Annotated in this window: 14 protein-coding genes and 1 pseudogene; 8 read left to right on the top strand and 7 right to left on the bottom strand. The window is 63.1% G+C overall.

Annotation, left to right across the window (positions count from 1 at the left end):
- Positions 1-39 precede the first annotated feature (39 nt).
- Positions 40-288: a hypothetical protein gene (locus ACNQR1_RS00495; RefSeq protein WP_418043210.1), complete on the bottom strand. Its 249-nt coding sequence runs from the start codon at positions 286-288 to the stop codon at positions 40-42.
- A gap of 289 nt (positions 289-577) precedes the next feature.
- Here ACNQR1_RS00495 and ACNQR1_RS00490 point away from each other — a divergent pair, with 289 nt between their 5' ends.
- From ACNQR1_RS00490 to ACNQR1_RS00480, 3 genes are all read left to right on the top strand, one after another.
- A complete protein-coding gene (locus ACNQR1_RS00490) occupies positions 578-1,093 on the top strand; it encodes a hypothetical protein (RefSeq protein ID WP_418043209.1) in 516 nt (171 codons plus the stop codon).
- Positions 1,094-1,330: 237 nt separating this feature from the next.
- Positions 1,331-2,065, top strand: coding sequence for an oxygenase MpaB family protein (locus tag ACNQR1_RS00485; protein WP_418043208.1), 735 nt, complete (start codon positions 1,331-1,333; stop codon positions 2,063-2,065).
- Positions 2,066-2,164: 99 nt separating this feature from the next.
- A complete protein-coding gene (locus tag ACNQR1_RS00480) occupies positions 2,165-3,721 on the top strand; it encodes an MFS transporter (protein ID WP_418043207.1) in 1,557 nt (518 codons plus the stop codon).
- Here the strand turns inward: ACNQR1_RS00480 and ACNQR1_RS00475 are convergent.
- Positions 3,694-4,572 (bottom strand): crotonase/enoyl-CoA hydratase family protein, encoded by an 879-nt coding sequence (locus ACNQR1_RS00475; RefSeq protein ID WP_418043206.1) that lies wholly within the window; start codon positions 4,570-4,572, stop codon positions 3,694-3,696. The genes ACNQR1_RS00480 and ACNQR1_RS00475 overlap by 28 nt on opposite strands.
- Before the next feature lie 126 nt (positions 4,573-4,698).
- On the opposite strand from ACNQR1_RS00475, the gene ACNQR1_RS00470 reads away from it, so the two are divergent.
- The gene (locus tag ACNQR1_RS00470) at positions 4,699-6,168 is read left to right on the top strand and encodes an amidase (RefSeq protein WP_418043205.1); all 1,470 of its coding nucleotides are present in this window, start codon (positions 4,699-4,701) and stop codon (positions 6,166-6,168) included.
- Positions 6,169-6,186: 18 nt separating this feature from the next.
- Here the strand turns inward: ACNQR1_RS00470 and ACNQR1_RS00465 are convergent, their stop codons facing one another.
- Together ACNQR1_RS00465 and ACNQR1_RS00460 are read right to left on the bottom strand one after the other, a co-directional pair.
- Positions 6,187-6,513: an MmcQ/YjbR family DNA-binding protein gene (locus ACNQR1_RS00465; RefSeq protein ID WP_418043204.1), complete on the bottom strand. Its 327-nt coding sequence runs from the start codon at positions 6,511-6,513 to the stop codon at positions 6,187-6,189.
- Positions 6,514-6,623: 110 nt separating this feature from the next.
- Positions 6,624-7,976, bottom strand: coding sequence for an MFS transporter (locus ACNQR1_RS00460; protein WP_418043203.1), 1,353 nt, complete (start codon positions 7,974-7,976; stop codon positions 6,624-6,626).
- A 318-nt stretch (positions 7,977-8,294) separates the two neighbouring features.
- Between ACNQR1_RS00460 and ACNQR1_RS00455 the strand changes: the two genes are divergently transcribed.
- A complete protein-coding gene (locus ACNQR1_RS00455; protein WP_418043202.1) occupies positions 8,295-8,723 on the top strand; it encodes a hypothetical protein in 429 nt (142 codons plus the stop codon).
- On the opposite strand, the gene ACNQR1_RS00450 is transcribed toward ACNQR1_RS00455, so the two are convergent.
- Positions 8,716-9,633 (bottom strand): alpha/beta fold hydrolase, encoded by a 918-nt coding sequence (locus tag ACNQR1_RS00450; RefSeq protein WP_418050219.1) that lies wholly within the window; start codon positions 9,631-9,633, stop codon positions 8,716-8,718. The genes ACNQR1_RS00455 and ACNQR1_RS00450 overlap by 8 nt on opposite strands.
- Before the next feature lie 95 nt (positions 9,634-9,728).
- Positions 9,729-10,329 (bottom strand): annotated as a pseudogene (lysE, locus tag ACNQR1_RS00445) (L-lysine exporter).
- 501 nt (positions 10,330-10,830) lie between these two features.
- Between lysE and tcmP the strand changes: the two are divergent.
- Positions 10,831-11,961: a three-Cys-motif partner protein TcmP gene (gene tcmP, locus ACNQR1_RS00440; RefSeq protein ID WP_418043201.1), complete on the top strand. Its 1,131-nt coding sequence runs from the start codon at positions 10,831-10,833 to the stop codon at positions 11,959-11,961.
- Here tcmP and ACNQR1_RS00435 read toward each other — a convergent pair.
- Positions 11,958-12,704, bottom strand: coding sequence for a DUF5131 family protein (locus ACNQR1_RS00435; RefSeq protein ID WP_418043200.1), 747 nt, complete (start codon positions 12,702-12,704; stop codon positions 11,958-11,960). The two genes, tcmP and ACNQR1_RS00435, sit on opposite strands and share 4 nt — an antisense overlap.
- A gap of 432 nt (positions 12,705-13,136) precedes the next feature.
- Between ACNQR1_RS00435 and ACNQR1_RS00430 the strand changes: the two genes are divergently transcribed.
- Together ACNQR1_RS00430 and ACNQR1_RS00425 are read left to right on the top strand one after the other, a co-directional pair.
- Complete coding sequence (locus ACNQR1_RS00430) at positions 13,137-13,865, top strand: TnsA-like heteromeric transposase endonuclease subunit (protein WP_418043199.1); 729 nt, start codon at positions 13,137-13,139, stop codon at positions 13,863-13,865.
- Positions 13,862-16,021 carry a Mu transposase C-terminal domain-containing protein gene (locus tag ACNQR1_RS00425; RefSeq protein ID WP_418043198.1) on the top strand — a complete coding sequence of 720 codons (2,160 nt, stop codon included), beginning with the start codon at positions 13,862-13,864 and terminating at the stop codon, positions 16,019-16,021. The genes ACNQR1_RS00430 and ACNQR1_RS00425 overlap by 4 nt, the downstream gene beginning before the upstream one ends.
- Positions 16,022-16,023 lie beyond the last annotated feature (2 nt).

The following is a 16,023-nucleotide window of genomic DNA, read 5'->3' as shown; positions in this document are numbered from 1 at the left end:
GGAGGGTGCGGAATGGCGGCGCGGCCACCTAGCGCGGGATCACTGTGTCTTGTGCGCGGTCGGGCTCTGGGTCGACTCCCACTTGGACTCCAATGACCGCGTCACCCGCGTGCCCTTGGCCAACTCCCGCTGGAACGTCTCGCCGTCATCGGTTTCGAACGTGACGAGATAACCCGAATCCGTCCGCTCCTTGTGCACCACCTTGCAGACGGGTTCACCGGTACCGAGGGCGACAACGTCACCGGGTGCGACGTCATCGATGGGGCTGTCAGCGTTGGGTTGAGACATGCGTTGTCGATAGCCGCTTTGCGCGCGCGCCAAACGTTGGCGTGCCGAGTCTGCCGAGCGTGGTGCCCGGTGGCGAAGTGGGTTGGGGGCGCCGCCTACGACCGAGAAGAGGGCTTGGAGCACATCTCTTGACGGATGAGGCGGGCGGTGTCATTCTTTCTGAGAACGAGCGTTCGCAGAAATGGCTGGGGAGTGGTCGGTGCCCTCGTCGAGCGGCCCCGACGATTGCTTTCGTGGTGCGGTGGCTGGGATTTCACGCAGATGAGCGACGACGAAAGGTGGGGTGACGGTGGCGGATCGGACTGTGATTCGGACGACCGGTGGGATCCGACGCGGCCTACGCAAGCTGGTCGAATCTGAAGAGCTCGGCGAGTCGTTCGCTCTGGTGGCCGCGTCACACGCGCGCGAGGAGCGTCAGGAAGAAGCTTGGCGCACCATTCACGCCCTTGAGGCGCAGACCAACGAGGCCACTCGGAAGTTCCTCCAGCACAGCGGTGTTTGCGTGAAGCCGACCAACCGGCTCGCGGGCACTGCCGGCCGGTTCGCTGCGCCACCATCGGTGTACTGGCCGTGGCGCGTTCAGCTGCACTCGCTACGACTGGCGACGCGTCGCTATCTGCCGGTGTTCCAACGCCTTTCCGACGCGTTCTATGGCACGGCGCATCAGGACTTTTTTGAGTATGTGGTCGATCACGAGGTGGCCATCATCGGATTCATCGAGCGCGAATTGGCCGGCAAGCCTGCATCGCTCGATGCCATCCACCGGCTGCTCGATGCTGCGGTACCAACCGTTGATCCCGACTAGGGCAACCGGATTCAGACGTGTGGATGCACCGAAGGTGGTCGCCGCGCATCACGCGCGTATCCAGTCACCGTCGAATCGAGTGGAGGTTCCTGTGGTTCTCGGGGGGCCACGACTACAGATCGGTACGGCTGGAGGTCGACTGCCAAACCGGCTGGATACGCAGGGCTCCACAACAAAGGGATGGTGAATTGGCCGATGTGGTCAACGAGACCCGGGGGGATTGTCGTGGATCGAGCGATGGCGCAGGGATCTCTCTTGCGGAAGTACCTTGGTGATCGCCGGTTTTTGCTGATGTTGCCGCGGGCCGTCACACTGCAAGTGCTGCATCCTGGGATTGCCGCCGCGCTGGACGCCCACGCGCCAAACCAACTGTGGCACCACAAAAAGCGTGCAGTGACGCACATGATCGGCCTGGCTTACTCGGAGGCGGATCCGCGGCCGGTCATCCGGTTCGCGCACGAGCACATAACCGGGACCGATGAGACGGGACGTCGCTACCACGCGTTGCGGCCGGACCTGTTCTTCTTCCAACATGCCACATACGTGGAATCCCTTGTTACCGCGATCAACACCTTCGCAAAGCCACTAGAGCCGGCTGCATACGAGCAGCTGTACCGGGAGTGCTGTGAGTGGTACGAGCGCTACGGCATTTCCAGTCGCATGATGCCAACGACATGGGACGGTTTCACCGCTTACTTCGCCGAGGTATGCGCCAACGAACTGACAGTGACAGCCGAAGGCGCGCGGCTGCTCCCTTTGGCGCTGCGCCCGAACGCATGGATTCCTTCGCTGGTGCCAGATGCCGGGATCCGCGGTATCCAACATGCGCGGGCTCGTGAACTTCTCGGTATGGACCAAACCCCTTGGCAGAAAACAGCATTTGCGCTCTATGCCACCACGGTACGTACCTGCTGTGCCGCGAGCCCGCGTCTTGTCCGACTCATACCTGGCGCACGGCGTGTTCCAGGCTGACTTCAGAGATTGCATCCACGCTGGTCCAGCGGCACGTGTGCGCTGCGACCTCAACTTCCGTCGCAGCAGCGTCTGACCGACACAAGAAGGGCTGTGCAAATGGGCTTTTTGGGGATCCGATGGTTCGGGCTGGCGGCCCTGTGCTTTGCAGAGTTGCTGGTGTTTCTCGACAACACCATTGTGAACGTTGCTTTGCCGACGATCTCAACTGACTTGGGCGCCAGCACATCCGATCTGCAGCTGGTTGTGGACATGTACACGCTCGTGTTCGCCGGACTACTGCTCACCGGTGGTTATCTGGGCGACCGGTTCGGCCGCAAGACCATACTGATCATCGGAATCGCGGGTTTCGCGGCGGTGTCAGCCCTCGCCGCGATATCGGGGAGCCTGGGGCAACTGATCGCTGCCCGGGCCGGCCTTGGGCTGTTCGCCGCTCTGGTCTTCCCGGCCACACTTGCGATCGTGGTCATCATCTTCGACGACTTGAAAGAGCGCGCCATCGCGGTCGCGACCTGGGCCGCGGTCGCCGGAATCGCGGCTGCGATCGGTCCGGTAGTCGGCGGTTGGTTGCTCGACCACTACTCGTGGGGGTCGATCTTCTGGATCAACGTACCTGCCGGTGGCATAGCCCTGATCGGTGTCGCGGCTCTGGTTCCACAGAGTCGGAACACACATGTCGGATCCTTCGATCTCGGTGGCATGGTGCTGTCGATGATCGGTATCTCGATCTTTGTCTACAGCGTCATCGAAGCCCCCCACCATGGCTGGCTGGCACCGCGTACCGTCGGTGGGCTGGTGATCGGCGCAGCGGTGATCGCTGCGTACGTGTTGTGGGAGACCCGATTCTCATCGCCGCTGTTTGAGGTTCGGCTTTTTCGTGATCGCGGTTTCGCTGCCGCGGCGCTGCTGCTGACGTTCGGCATGTTCGCCCTCATGGGGTTCGTGTTTCTCATGACGCAGTACTTCCAGGGCATCAGAGAGTATTTGCCGTTTGAAACAGGCATCCGGACATTGCCGTTCGCGATAGCGATGGCGGTTTTCGCAGGGCCGGGGATGTGGTTGGGTGCGAAGATCGGAGCGGGTCGCACGGCGGCGATCGGATCGCTCGTGATGGCCGTGGCCTTCTGGCTCACCGTCCAATACAACGCGGCCACGCCATACTGGACCGTCATCGTTCCGGTCATGGTGACACTGGCTGCCGGGGTGACCCTCGTCTCGGGGCCCGCGACGTTCGTGGTGCTCAATGAGCTGTCGACCGGACAGGTCGGTGCCGGATCCGCCGTCAACGACACCAGCCGCGAACTCGGCGGAACGCTGGGTGTCGCAGTGCTTGGTTCAATTCTCGCGTCGGTGTACTCCGACAAGGTAACTACTGGTTTGGCCAACATTTCGTTGCCGCCCGAGGCGCGTGCCGCGGCGATGAACTCGATGTTGTCCGGGGTTCATGCGGCACGCTCGATTCCCGGCCCCTCCGGTGCTCAGCTCGGAGATATCGTGAAGGGGGCCTTCATTGATGGCTTCCACGTGACGTCCCTCGTTGCCGGTGGCGTCGCAGTAGTCGCCGCGATCGCAGGATGGATTGTGCTCAAACCCCCCGCACGCCCGCGGGAGACCGAAGACAGCGCAGTTCAGTCGCCGGTGATCCACTCCCGATAGAACGACGGCATGTCGGAAGCCCGCCCGGAGAACCGCGGTGGCCGCTTGTCGAGGAAGGCTCGCACTCCGTCGTGGCCGTCGCCGATGCTTGTGTAGAACATAGCCAGTGAGTCCACCCGGTGGGCGTCGACCGGGTGCGGTTCGGCTGCATTGCGGTAGAGCATCTGCCGCATGAGCGCGACCGAGACCGGTGAGCGGTCGCGGGTCCACGCGTCGGCCAGCGCCCGTGCCTCGGCGATGAGTGCGTCCGGTTCGTGGACGGCCTGCGCCAGCCCGATCTCGCGGGCAGCGTCCGCGGTGAGGATGTCGGAGCGGTACACCAGATCCAAAGCAGTTGGCATGCCGACGATTCGGGGAAGGAACCAGGTCGAACACGCTTCCGGGGTGATGCCGAGTTTTCCGAAGACCAGCCCGAAGCGGGCCTTCGTCGACATGAGCCGGGCGTCCATGGCCAGCGTCATCGTCGCGCCGATCCCGACCGCAGCCCCGTTGATGGCGGCGATCACCGGCTTGCGGCAGGCGTAGATGGCCAGCGTCACCCGGCCGCCGGTATCGCGGACCCGTCGCAGCTCGGGGTCATCGAGGTCGGCCATGTCGGCCAGGCTCGGCGACTTGGACTCGTCCAGGCCGAACACGTTGCCGTCGCTGGACAGGTCCATGCCGGCGCAGAAGGCGCGGCCCTCGCCGGTAACGATGACCGCACGCACCGCATCGTCGTCGTTGACCGCCACGAAGGTCCGCTCCAGCTCGTCGGCCATCTCGACGGTGAAGGCATTGAGGTTCTCCGGGCGGTCGAGGACGACGGTGAGAATCCCGTCGTCGAGCTCGTGCCGGATCGTCGTGAAGTCCACGGATGCTCCTCCTCGGGTCGGTTGGTACTCAGCTTGCCCAAGTCGGAATCCTCGGCAGCGGCAGCCCCCATGTTTCTCACCTGCGGTAGACCACCGCGCAACATCACCGCGGTCTAGGTTCTTAGCATGGACTTCGACGAGTACCGGGCGCACGACGCCACATCATTGGCGAAACTGGTTGCCGACAAGCAGGTTTCGGCGGCTGAGCTGCTCGCGACCGCCCAGGAGCGGGCGTCGACGGTAAACCCGAAGATCAACGCCATCGTGCGCGACGTCTCGGCCTCGCCGACCGACGATCTGACCGGCCCGTTCGCCGGGGTCCCGTTCCTGATCAAGGATCTTGCCCAGGACTACGCGGGTCTGCCCACCTCGGCCGGTTCACGTGCGCTGATGTCGCTGAACGCCGCCGAGCACGCCACCGTCGTCCAGCGCTGGATCGATGCGGGCCTGGTCATCTTCGGGAAAACCAACACGCCGGAGTTCGGCGCGAAGGGAATCACCGAGCCCGACGCGTGGGGCCCGACCCGTAATCCCTGGGATCTAGCGAGGTCGCCGGGTGGGAGCTCGGGAGGATCGGCGGCCGCCGTGGCCGCGGGCATCGTGCCGTGTGCCGGCGCCAATGACGGCGGTGGATCGATTCGCATCCCGGCGGCCAGTTGTGGACTGGTCGGACTCAAGCCGGGCCGCGGGCTCACACCGTCGGGTCCGGTGGTCGCCGAATCCATGCACGGCGCGGCCGTTCAAGGCGTCGTCTCCCGGACGGTGCGCGATACGGCAGGGATGCTCGATGTCCTCAGCGGTGGCGAACCCTGGGGGCCGTATGTGCCGGGGCTGCCCGCTGAGCCGTTCGCGTCATGTGTGGGGGCCGATCCCGGAAAACTGCGGATCGGGCTGCGGGTGCCGACGGCGATCAACCCGGCGCCCCACCCCGAGGCGTTCGCGGCGGTGGAGGCAACGGCGGCCGCACTGACCGAACTCGGTCACCACGTCGAGGAGTTACCTCAGGCGCCGTTCGACGACGCCGCGCTTGCCCGCGACTTCCTGCTCACCTGGTTCGTCTACAGCGCATGGGAGCTCGCCGAGGCCAAGCGGTTGACCGGCGCCGGCGATGACGCCTTCGAACGTGACACGCTCATCATGGCGGCGATCGGTCGCTCCACGAGCAGTGTCGACTATCTGGACGCGGTGCAGCGGCGCCACGACCACACACGTCGGCTCACGACCTTCTTCGAGTCGTACGACCTGCTGTTGACACCCAGCCTGGCAACCCTGCCGCCGAGGATCGGCGAGTTCGATCTGCCGGTGGTGCTGCAGCGTGCTGCTGACGCGCTGATCAAGACCCGCACCGCGAGCATGTTGCGGTTCACCAAGATCGTCGACGACATGGTGGACAAGAACCTGGGCTGGGTGCCCTACACGCAATTGGCGAATATCACTGGCCGCCCTGCGATCTCGCTTCCTGTGCACTGGACGGCGGAAGGGCTGCCGCTCGGCGTCCAGTTTGTCGCCCCGCTGGCCGGTGAATCACTGTTGCTCAAGCTGGGGGCCCAGCTTGAGCAGGCGATGCCGTGGGCCGGTCGCTACGCGCCGGTCTGACCGGGTGCGCCCACCTCGCTATTCGGTCAGCCGGCTCGGCGCGGCTTGCCGCCAGGAGTCGAGCAGGATGTCGCCGAGCTCTCGCCGATCCTCCAGTTCAGCCAACCGGACCCGCACCCAGGCCGAGGCAGCCTCGTGTTGGGGGACCCAGAATTTGTGCGGTTCGGCGGCGATCAACTCCTCACGGTCAAACCGGGGGCAGCGCACCGCGAATGAGGTTTCGTCGTCGGGGACGGTGACAAACATCTTGCCCGCCACGTCGAAGGTCGGATGGCCCCAGCGCTCCTTCTCGGCGGTCTCGGGGAAAGAGAGTGCGATGGAGCGCACATCGTCAGCGTCGAGCACGGGTATCGGACCTCCGATTGCGCGTGGGCATCCGCTCCGGGAGCCTACCGGGGGCCATGACGTGACAGACACTTCGGCGGGGGCAACCCGCTCTGGTGATCGACCGGAACTCAGTGCGAAGCTTTGTCTGCCGGTGTCGGCTCGGGGAAGAACACGTCGGTGACGTCGACGGACTTCTTCCGGACCAGCATCACCGACGCGGCGGCGATCAGGCTGGCGGCGGCAAGCGCGTACAGACCCCACGTGACGGCGCCGGTGGCTTGTTTGATCAGGCCGAAACCGAATGGTGCGACGAATCCACCCAGGTTGCCCAGGGAGTTGATGATCGCGATCGCGGGCGCCAAAACCATTGGGTGCATCGAGGATTGGGGGATGGACCAGAACAGCGGGCTGGCGCTCTTGAAGCCCATCGCCGCGATGCACAGGAACAGCAGTGCCAGTATCGGCGAGGTGATGGCGGCCAGGTAGGTGCCGACAGCGGCGGTGAGTAGGGCGAAAATCAGCAGCGGGCGACGTAGGTCAGGTCTACGGTCGCCGAGGCGCGAGGACAGGTACATCGCGATGACAGCGCTGATCCAGGGCAGGCTCGACAGCAGGCCGACGGTGATGTCGTTGAGGCCGTGGATGCGGCGGACGATCGAGGGCAGCCAGAAGGTGTTGGCGTAGATCGAAAGCTGGATGGCGAAGTAGATCCAGCAGAACAGCAGCAATTTGGGGTCCGCCAGCATCTTCCAGCGGTTGCCCTTGCCTTCGACGCCGGATGTCCTGGTCTTCTCGGCCTCCTCGACATCGATCGCGTCGATGAGAGCGTCCTGTTCGGCGCGGGTCAGCCACCTGGCGTCGCGGATTTTTGAGTTGAGCATGAAGTACGCGACCACACCGACGAATACCGAAAGCATCCCCTCGATCAGGAACAGCCACTGCCATCCGCGCAGACCGCCCTGGCCGTGCAATGAGAGGAGAGGGCCGGACAGCGGACCCGAGATCGCGGCGGCGATGGAGGATCCGGCGATGAACAGCGCCGTGGCCCGCCCGCGGTGGCTGTCGGGCAACCACTTGGCCATGTAGTAGATGACTGCCGGGAAGAAGCCGGCCTCGGCCATACCGAGCAGGAAGCGCAGGACGTAGAACATCTCGGCGCTTCGGACGAACATCATGGCGGCGGACACCAGTCCCCAGCTGATCATGATGCGAGCGAGCCAGATACGGGCGCCGAACTTCTCCATCAGGATGTTGCTCGGAAGTTCGAAAAGAGCGTAGGCGACGAAGAACACGCCTGCCCCGAAACCATAAGCGGCAGCACCGATGCCGACGTCTGCCTCGAGGTATTCCTGGGCGTACCCGATGTTCGCGCGGTTGAGCTGATTGCAGATCAGCATGATGATCAGCAGCGGGACGACGCGGCGGAAGAACTTCGACACCGCCGACTGCAAGTCGGCGGGCGCGGGCTGCGTGATCGACATTCCGCTCCTTTGGTCAGCCCACCGAGGCCCGGTGGTCGGGGATGCAACGGCGAGTGACCCGCCTCACAATGGAATGTAAGGCAGGGCATTGATGCACGTCCAAGACCAATCGGGCATGAGTTAATCCAGCCTCGGCATGAGTGCTGCTGTCGGCGTGTTCGGGTGTCCTGCCGGTGTCGTCATCTCCTCGGGAGATGGGATTGATCAAAAATGATCGTTGGACTTGATGGCCGGGAATTGGTCAGATTGGGGACATGACGTTCAGCGCGTCGTCAAATGAGTTTCTTTGTACCCCAGTCAATTCCGAAGGAGTATGACATGCCCGTCGTCCGCTTCCAGATGACTTCCGTGCTTGATCCCGCCGCCGTGATGGGCGTGCTCACCGACTTCGGGCCTACGCGTCCGCAGCAGTGGCCGACGATCGACGCGGACCATTTCCGGGTGCACTCGCTCGGAGATACCTGGGCCGAAGTGACCGAGGGAACCGCGGCGGCGTGGGAGCGCGTCCGCTACGACTGGGATGCTCAGCGTCGGCGCGTGACCGTGGCCACCCACGATTCGAAGGTTTTCGGTCCTGGTGGCGGCTGGACCTTCCAACTCACCCCGCAGGCAAGCGGCACCCGCGTCGACATCGAATTGATCCGCAACCCCAAAGGCCTCAAGCGCAAACTGCTCGCCGCTCTGTTGCCCGTCGTGGCCCCGGTGTCCTTGAAGAAGTCGTTCGCCGGACCGCTGCAGGCTAGGTGATCGACCAGAATTCGAGCAGGGTGCGGATGGTCGCCACCAGGGGCAGGGGCTGATCCAGCATGGGGTGGTGGCCGGCATCGGCCAGTTCGACGAACGGGCCGCGCAATTGCAGCATCGACCGAATCTGGTCGGCCATCGGAAGAGGTACCACTCCGCGTTCGCAACGCAAATACCCGACCCGGCAAGGGATTCGGGCGAAGGTGTTCTCCAGGATCTCTTCGTCGGCGGAAGTCTCGTCGAGCAGGTGGCCGCCGAAGATATCGGGGTCGAATTTCCACACCCAGCCCTCGTCGGTCTTGCGTATCGACTCGACCGCGATGTGGTGACCGATATAGGGCAGCGTCACGTCCTGCTTGGGAACCGCCCTGAATCGGGCCAGGATCTCTTCCTCGGATGGGTATCCCGCGGCGTCCCGCCGCCGGTTACGCAACCGGACTTCTTCGGGAGCGCGCTCGCGCAGCGGCGAATCGATGACCAGGATGCTGTCGATCTGCGAGCCGTACCGGGTGGCGGCCGACGCACCAACCCAGCCGCCCATGCTGTGACCCACGATGGTGGGCCGCGCCGAGGAACCCGAAGCCTCTGACGCCGCGAGAACCTCCCGGGCCCAGATCGACAGGGCGTACTCGGTGCGGGTTCCGCTGTCGCCGTGGCCGCTCAGATCAGGTGCGATGACCCGGTGGGTGCGGGCGAAGAACGGGGCGATGTGATCCCACCATCCGGAGTGGGCCCCGCCGCCGTGGACGAATGCGAGTGGAGGTTTGTCGGCGTCACCCCAGGTGCGCACGTGTATCGAGCAGCCGTCGACGTCGATGGTGGAGTGCTCTGGGGTCTGTTCCAGGGCGGAGGTGAACCATGCCGGGGCGTTCGCAAAGGGGTGCGGTGCGGGGCGCGGTTCACGGCGGAACATGGGACTCACCTGCTAAGTCTGTCGCATGCACGCAATCCGCTTCACACTTGCCTGACGAATTCTGACGGCGCCGCGCCGGCCCAAGACCGCGGTGTTCAGGACACTGCGAGGCTGACGCCCAGCGCGACCATCATCACCGCGATCACGCCGTCGAGGATGCGCCAGGTCATCGGGCTGGCGAACAGTCCGGCAAGCCGACGCGCACCCAGGCCCAGGCCGGTGAACCACACCGCGCTCGCGGCCACCGCGCCGGCACCGAACAGCCACCGCTGCTCCTGGTGCTCGTTGGCCAGCGAGCCGAGCAGCACCACGGTGTCCAGGTACACGTGCGGGTTCAGCCAGGTCAGCGCCAGGCAGGTGACCAGCACCTCGGCCAGCCGGGCGGGGGTGCGTTCGGACGGATTTGAGGGTCGAGGGCCGGAAGGCGCGGCGCGCGGCGAGGATTCCATAGCCGATCAGGAAGGCCGCGCCTCCGAACTTCGCCACTGTCATGGCGTCGGGATGGGCGGTGATGACGGCGCCGACGCCGGCGATGCCCGCGGCGATCAGGATCAGGTCGGAGACCGTGCACAGCGCGATCACCGCCACGATGTGCTCGCCACGGATGCCCTGACGCAACACGAAGGCGTTCTGCGCGCCGATCGCGGCGATCAGCGCCATGGTGGTGAGGAATCCGACGAGGACGGGTGAGGCCATGTGCCTGAGGCTATGGAAGCGCGACGATCAAGTAAAGCTAATGATTCTTCATATACATTAGCAACCCTTACTCGGGTGGCAACCATGGCTGGTCAGCATCGCGCTTGTGTCAGTTCTCAAACTTCGTGTCACGTTCTCATTCGACATATCACCCCGTTGTCACAAATGACAAGTTTTTGAGAATTCCTGGGCATGGTCCGACCTGGGCGCGGTCGATCCGATGGAGTGTCGGCTCGGTCGCCGGCGGATGCCTATGCCTGAAATACCGCTCGACACGCCGAAGTATGTCGCGGGCCTTGCATAGAATTGGAGATGCAGGTCACAAACCAAGGCTTGCATATGGAAACGCCGAGGCCCTCACTGGATCGGATTCCAGCGCGGACCTCGGGCATGTCTGGGCAGACACCCCGATCCTAAGCGACGCTCGGGGATGCGTCAGCATTCGCGAGCGTCGCTGCTGTGGATCCTCTCCTGTGGCCCCTCGGCACGATGGAGGTGAAGATGGCCACTGGTGCCAACGATAATTACTGGAGAGATGTGCGTCTACCAGGGGTTTTGAAGCATAAACTGCTCAAGCGCTACCTGCCGGTGTTCCTGATCCGCACCGCCTCGGTCGCACGCTGCGCCGCATACTTCGACGGATTCGCGGGGCGTGGCGTCTACGCCAACGGCGATCTGGGGTCTGCCGGCCAGATGCTCGAATTCGCGGTAGGGCAGAAGTTTGGGTCGGGCGTGCCGATCTCGCTGCATCTCTGCGAGAAGAAGCGCGAATCGTTCGAGGCCCTGGACGGGCTCTGCAACAAGTACCGGGCCAAGGGCATCGACGTCGACGCTCGGCGCGACGACGCGACGAACTACCTGCGCGACCGTCTGCCGCACTTTGCCGACCGTCCTGCATTCATCTTTCTGGACCCTTGCGGTGTCGGCATCCCCTTCGATGATCTCGTTGCGGCGGCCAACAGGGGTGGCGCAAAACCTTGGCCACCAACGGAAGTCATGATCAACTTCAGCTTGGAGGCCGTGCGCCGCATCGGTGGACACGTCACCTCTGCAACCCCGAGCGAAGCTACCATGAAGAATCTCGACGTCAGCTTGGGCGGCGACTGGTGGCGTGCGCACTTCGAACAGGGTGTCACGGACGAAGCCGTTGACGCCGTCGTGCGGGAATTCGCGCAGCGGCTCAACCAGGCGACCAAGATGGGGCTGGTCGTGGTCCCGGTGCGCCGGGCGCCGACCCACAAGCCGATCTACCACCTGATCTATGGGACTCGGCACCCAGCCGGCATCTGGAACTTCTCTCACGCGACAGCGAAGGCGATCGAAGACTGGTGGGCGGGAGTGAGTGCCCAACAGGAGAAGGATCAAGGCCCAGGTCTGTTCGGCGCGGCCCCCAACATTAAAGACGTTGAGAAAGCCGCGATTCCGGTCATCGCGGAGAATATCCGACAGCTGGTAACAGCGAAAGGCTGCATACGCCTTGGCGATCACCCTGTCCAGGTGTTTGGCAGCTACATCGGGCAGGTCCGCGAATCGGCCGCTCGCGCCGCGGTCAAACAGCTCTACAAGGAGGGGTTCACGTCCACGACCGGCGTCGGTGGCAAGACCGAGGACCTGAAAGTCGCGCCGATCTAGCCGACGGCCGTCGCGGGCATTTCGTCCCAAATTTGCCCGTCGAGTTCCCGGCCGAGCGCCTTCGGTGTACGTCCGCCCCACTGCTTGAAGAAGAAGGGCACACCGGCATCGCTGCACGCGTCGCGAATGCCGCGCACCCAGTTGACGTCCACGGGCCGATAGTTGGGACCGGACTCTCCGCCAGCGATGACCCAGTGGATGCCGTCGAGGTCGATGCCGTCCAGCGGTCCGATAAGCGGTTCGCACGAGAGGAATCGGACCGCGGCCGGCACTTCCCGGAGGTGGTCGACACGTGGCAGTGCGTCGACGTTCTCCACAGAAACGCCCATCCAGAGATTGCTTGGCCAGGCGAGCTTTTCGGCGATTCGCCGTAGGTGCAGGCTGCGTTTGGTGAGTACCTGGTAGGTGTGCTGTGGCGTGTCTCGGCAGACATCGAAGACGTCACGGATGAAGCTCAGCGGCACCCGGGCGTGGAACAAGTCCGACATCGAGTTGACGAACACGACGCGAGGTTGGCGCCAGCGCAGCGGTTCGTCCAGAGCTTGCGGATGAATCGTGACACCGAAGCCGGGGCCGGAGGTTCTTGGGTCACCGTCGTTCTGGTATTTCGCCGAACCCATGGCCTTGAGCCGCTTGGCCAAAGTCATGGCGTAGCAGTGGTCGCAGCCGGCCGAGATGCGATCGCAGCCGGTGACAGGGTTCCACGTGGCCTCGGTCCATTCGATTGCCGATCTATCAGCCATAGCCTTGCCACCCTCTCAGTTGTTCGAATGTGTGTTCGAACAACTACATGTTACGCACTCTCACTCGCATTTTGCACGAGTTGAGCTCCGGCGCCGCTGCGGACACGGGATGAAATGTGGCCACCTCCAGCTGGCCACTTCCTGGCGGTTCCTTTGTGGAAATGCTGTACAAGAGGGTGTAAACCGGCTCGTCGTGACGTATCAATCGTTCCGCTCGACGCGTCAGTGGGGCGGCTCTATGGCAACAGCTAGAAATGAGACAGCGGCTGTGCCGATCGGAAAAGTGACAAATGCGGTGGCCGTGGTCTCCGCGATCGACCGCCGCGTTGCGATTTCCGCACGAATCTGTCACGAATCCAGCACAACGCTTCCGTTCGGGTTAGTGATGTGCTGACGATCAAGCCGGGGGTTTGCCGATGGATGGTGACTCCGATGAAAACACTCTCCCGTGACTATATACATGCGTCGTACAAGACCTCGGATGGTTCGGAGGTCGTGGTTGATTGGGCCGAACTGGATCCAGATGCGGTGGTGCGGGGGAGCCCGTGGCGAACTTTCCCGTGGTATCTGGGTCAGCGCAATTACTCCGGACTGTATTGGTGTGCGACCGAGGGGGCCCATGTGGGCTATGAATCTCGACTGGAGCTGTCGCGTTTGATGGTGGCGGATTTCGATCCAGACGCGAAACATATTGCCAGCCAGCCGTTTCAACTCAAAGCGAGCATTGGTGGAGAGTCTTTGAAACGTGTTCCTGACTACCTGGTGTGCACCGATGCGGTGCCGCTGGTTATCGACGTTACGCGTCGAGTGAGCCTCACCAAGCCAGACAAGGTTCGCCTATTCGAGATGACTCGCAAAGTTGTTGAGGCTCGTGGTTGGCGCTATGAGGTGGCTACCGAGCAACCGCGCGTCGAATATATGAACATCCGATTCTTGTCGGGGTACCGGCGCCATTGGCAGTTCCGCGCTGAGGTGGTGGAAGGAATACGGCATGCCGCACAAGAGGTTACGGGTGCGACGATCGGCGACCTCGCCTCTAGCGTCAGCTTTCCCAAACCCATTGCCCTGCCTGCGCTTTTTCATCTGTTGTGGACTCATGAGCTGTCGGTGGACATCTCGCAAAAGCTCTCATCTTCAACGACTGTGACGGTGACACCGTGAACACGCATTCGTCACCGGCTCCGCACGGTCGAGCTGCGGTTCGCTTCGGCGTCGATTCCACGATCGAACTTGACGGCGAAACAGCGACCATCTTGCGATTCGTCCCGACCGAATCAGGCTCCAGCGTGCTGCTCAGCGATCGTGGCGGCGCACGCTGCTACTGGATGAGCGCTCGTGAACTCCTATCTTCAGGCCGTGCGCGAGTCATTTCGTCCGACAACGGACCTCTTCCCGATGATGACATAGAGGTCGCCGGGACTGTCTTGGCGAATCTCACCGAGCAGCAACGTTGCGAGGTCGCTGAGAAAGCCGGACATGTCCGAGAAGTGCTGACCGGGTACCGCTCCGGAACGGCTGAACTCAAACTCGCCAGAGAGCCACGGCCTGAATATGCACCCGAAAGAAGTATCGTCAACCGTCGATGCGCCAAGGCCGCAGAGCTGGGTGTCCACGAGCGCACGGTGCGCCGCTGGATGGATGACTACGGTGCGCACGGCGAAAGCGGTCTGGCCTCGGCCTGCCAAACCAACCCATTGGGTCGTACTGATGGTCGCTGGCTGGAGGTCGCCGAGGAGATCCTGACCGAATACCGTGACATGTCCCGGCCAAGCCGTACCGCCATCTTGCTTCAGATCGAAGCACGGTTGGACAGCCGGTTCGGGGCGGGAGTGGTTCCAATGCCGTCGCGTGCCACCGCATTTCGGCGTCTGGCTCAGCTGGACCGACTGATACCGACCTTTCACGGGAGCCGCAAGCGCAATCGTGAAGTGGCTGCTCGGCAGGATCGCGAGTACGGGAACCTGAATCCGACGCGCCCAGGCGAGTACCTCGTCATGGACACCCAGAGTCTCGATATCTTCGTCTTAGACCCCTTCACGCTGGAGCCTGTGAACGCCCAGCTGACCGTCTCGATCGATGCCTACTCACGGTGCATTCCTGGTATACGGGTAACGCCGACCACCAAATCTCTCGATGTGGCGATGGCGCTCTATCAGACGTTTCGTCCGAATCCTGCGCCTGCGCATTGGAAGTCCTATGCAGTGTGGCCTGAACTCGGGGTTCCGCGTGCAGTGTTTCCTGATGTCGACGGTCTGGCCGGGCGCCCGGGTGCTAGCAATCCAGCGATCGTTCCGGACACGGTCGTGATCGACCACGGCAAGCAATTCAAATGCCAGCACATCAATAGTGTGTGCCAACGGATGGCTATCTCCATCCAGCCGGCACGGCTGCGGACGGCCACCGACAAAGGCATAGTGGAACGGTTTTTCCTCAGTGTGCGATTGGGCCTGATCCAGTATCTGCCCGGATACAAGGGCCCGGATGTGTTTTCGCGAGGCCTCAACCCGGAGGCGGACGCCTTCTTGTTCCTCGACGAACTGGAAGCTCTGATACGGCAATGGATCGCAGAGGTCTACCATCACCACCCGCATGAGAGCCTGTTCGATCCGAACATGCCGGATCACCACTTTTCCCCCGCGCAAATGTTCGAACATGGGGTGGCACGGGCCGGCTACATCGAGGTCCCGCGGGATCCAGATCTTGCCTTCGAGTTTTTGCGGCCGGTCCGGCGGCAAATCCGTCATGACGGAGTGCAATACAGGAACCGCATGTACAACGGGCCCGCACTCAATGGGCTGCGCGGCCACGAAAGCCCCCACGGCGGGCCTGCGGACCGGAAATGGTTTATCTATGTCAATCCCGATGACATCACTCGCGTCTACTTCCGCCATCCCGAGACCCGCAAGTGGTGCACGCTGTTGTGGAAGGACGCACCGGCGCTGGACCTGCCGATGAACGAGGATGGCCTGAAATATGCTCGGCGTCTGGCCAAGGCCCGCGGTACGTCGACCGAGCCTGCAGCGGCGCTCAAAGCGATGCTGGCGCAATGGAATATGGATTTGGGACGCACGCTGCCCGAACGTCGAATCGCGCTGCGTCTGGCGCGAGAACGTGCCGCGTTGGTCACTGATCTGGTGACCAACGACGAGCAGCGAGCCAGGGACTTCATCGAACAGCTACGCGCAGCGGAATCTGCAGCCGTACCTCCACCGCTATCGCAGCCATCCGATGAGGACGTCGATGACGACCTCGATCTGCTCGATGATGAGGACGACATCGACGATGAAACCTACTACTCCGTCGCCTTCGAGGACTGATA

It is taken from the genome of Mycobacterium sp. 48b (genome assembly GCF_048282725.1).
GTDB lineage: Bacteria > Actinomycetota > Actinomycetes > Mycobacteriales > Mycobacteriaceae > Mycobacterium.
The sequence above is the reverse complement of the archived record's forward strand: the minus strand, read 5'-3'. Positions and strand labels throughout refer to the sequence as shown.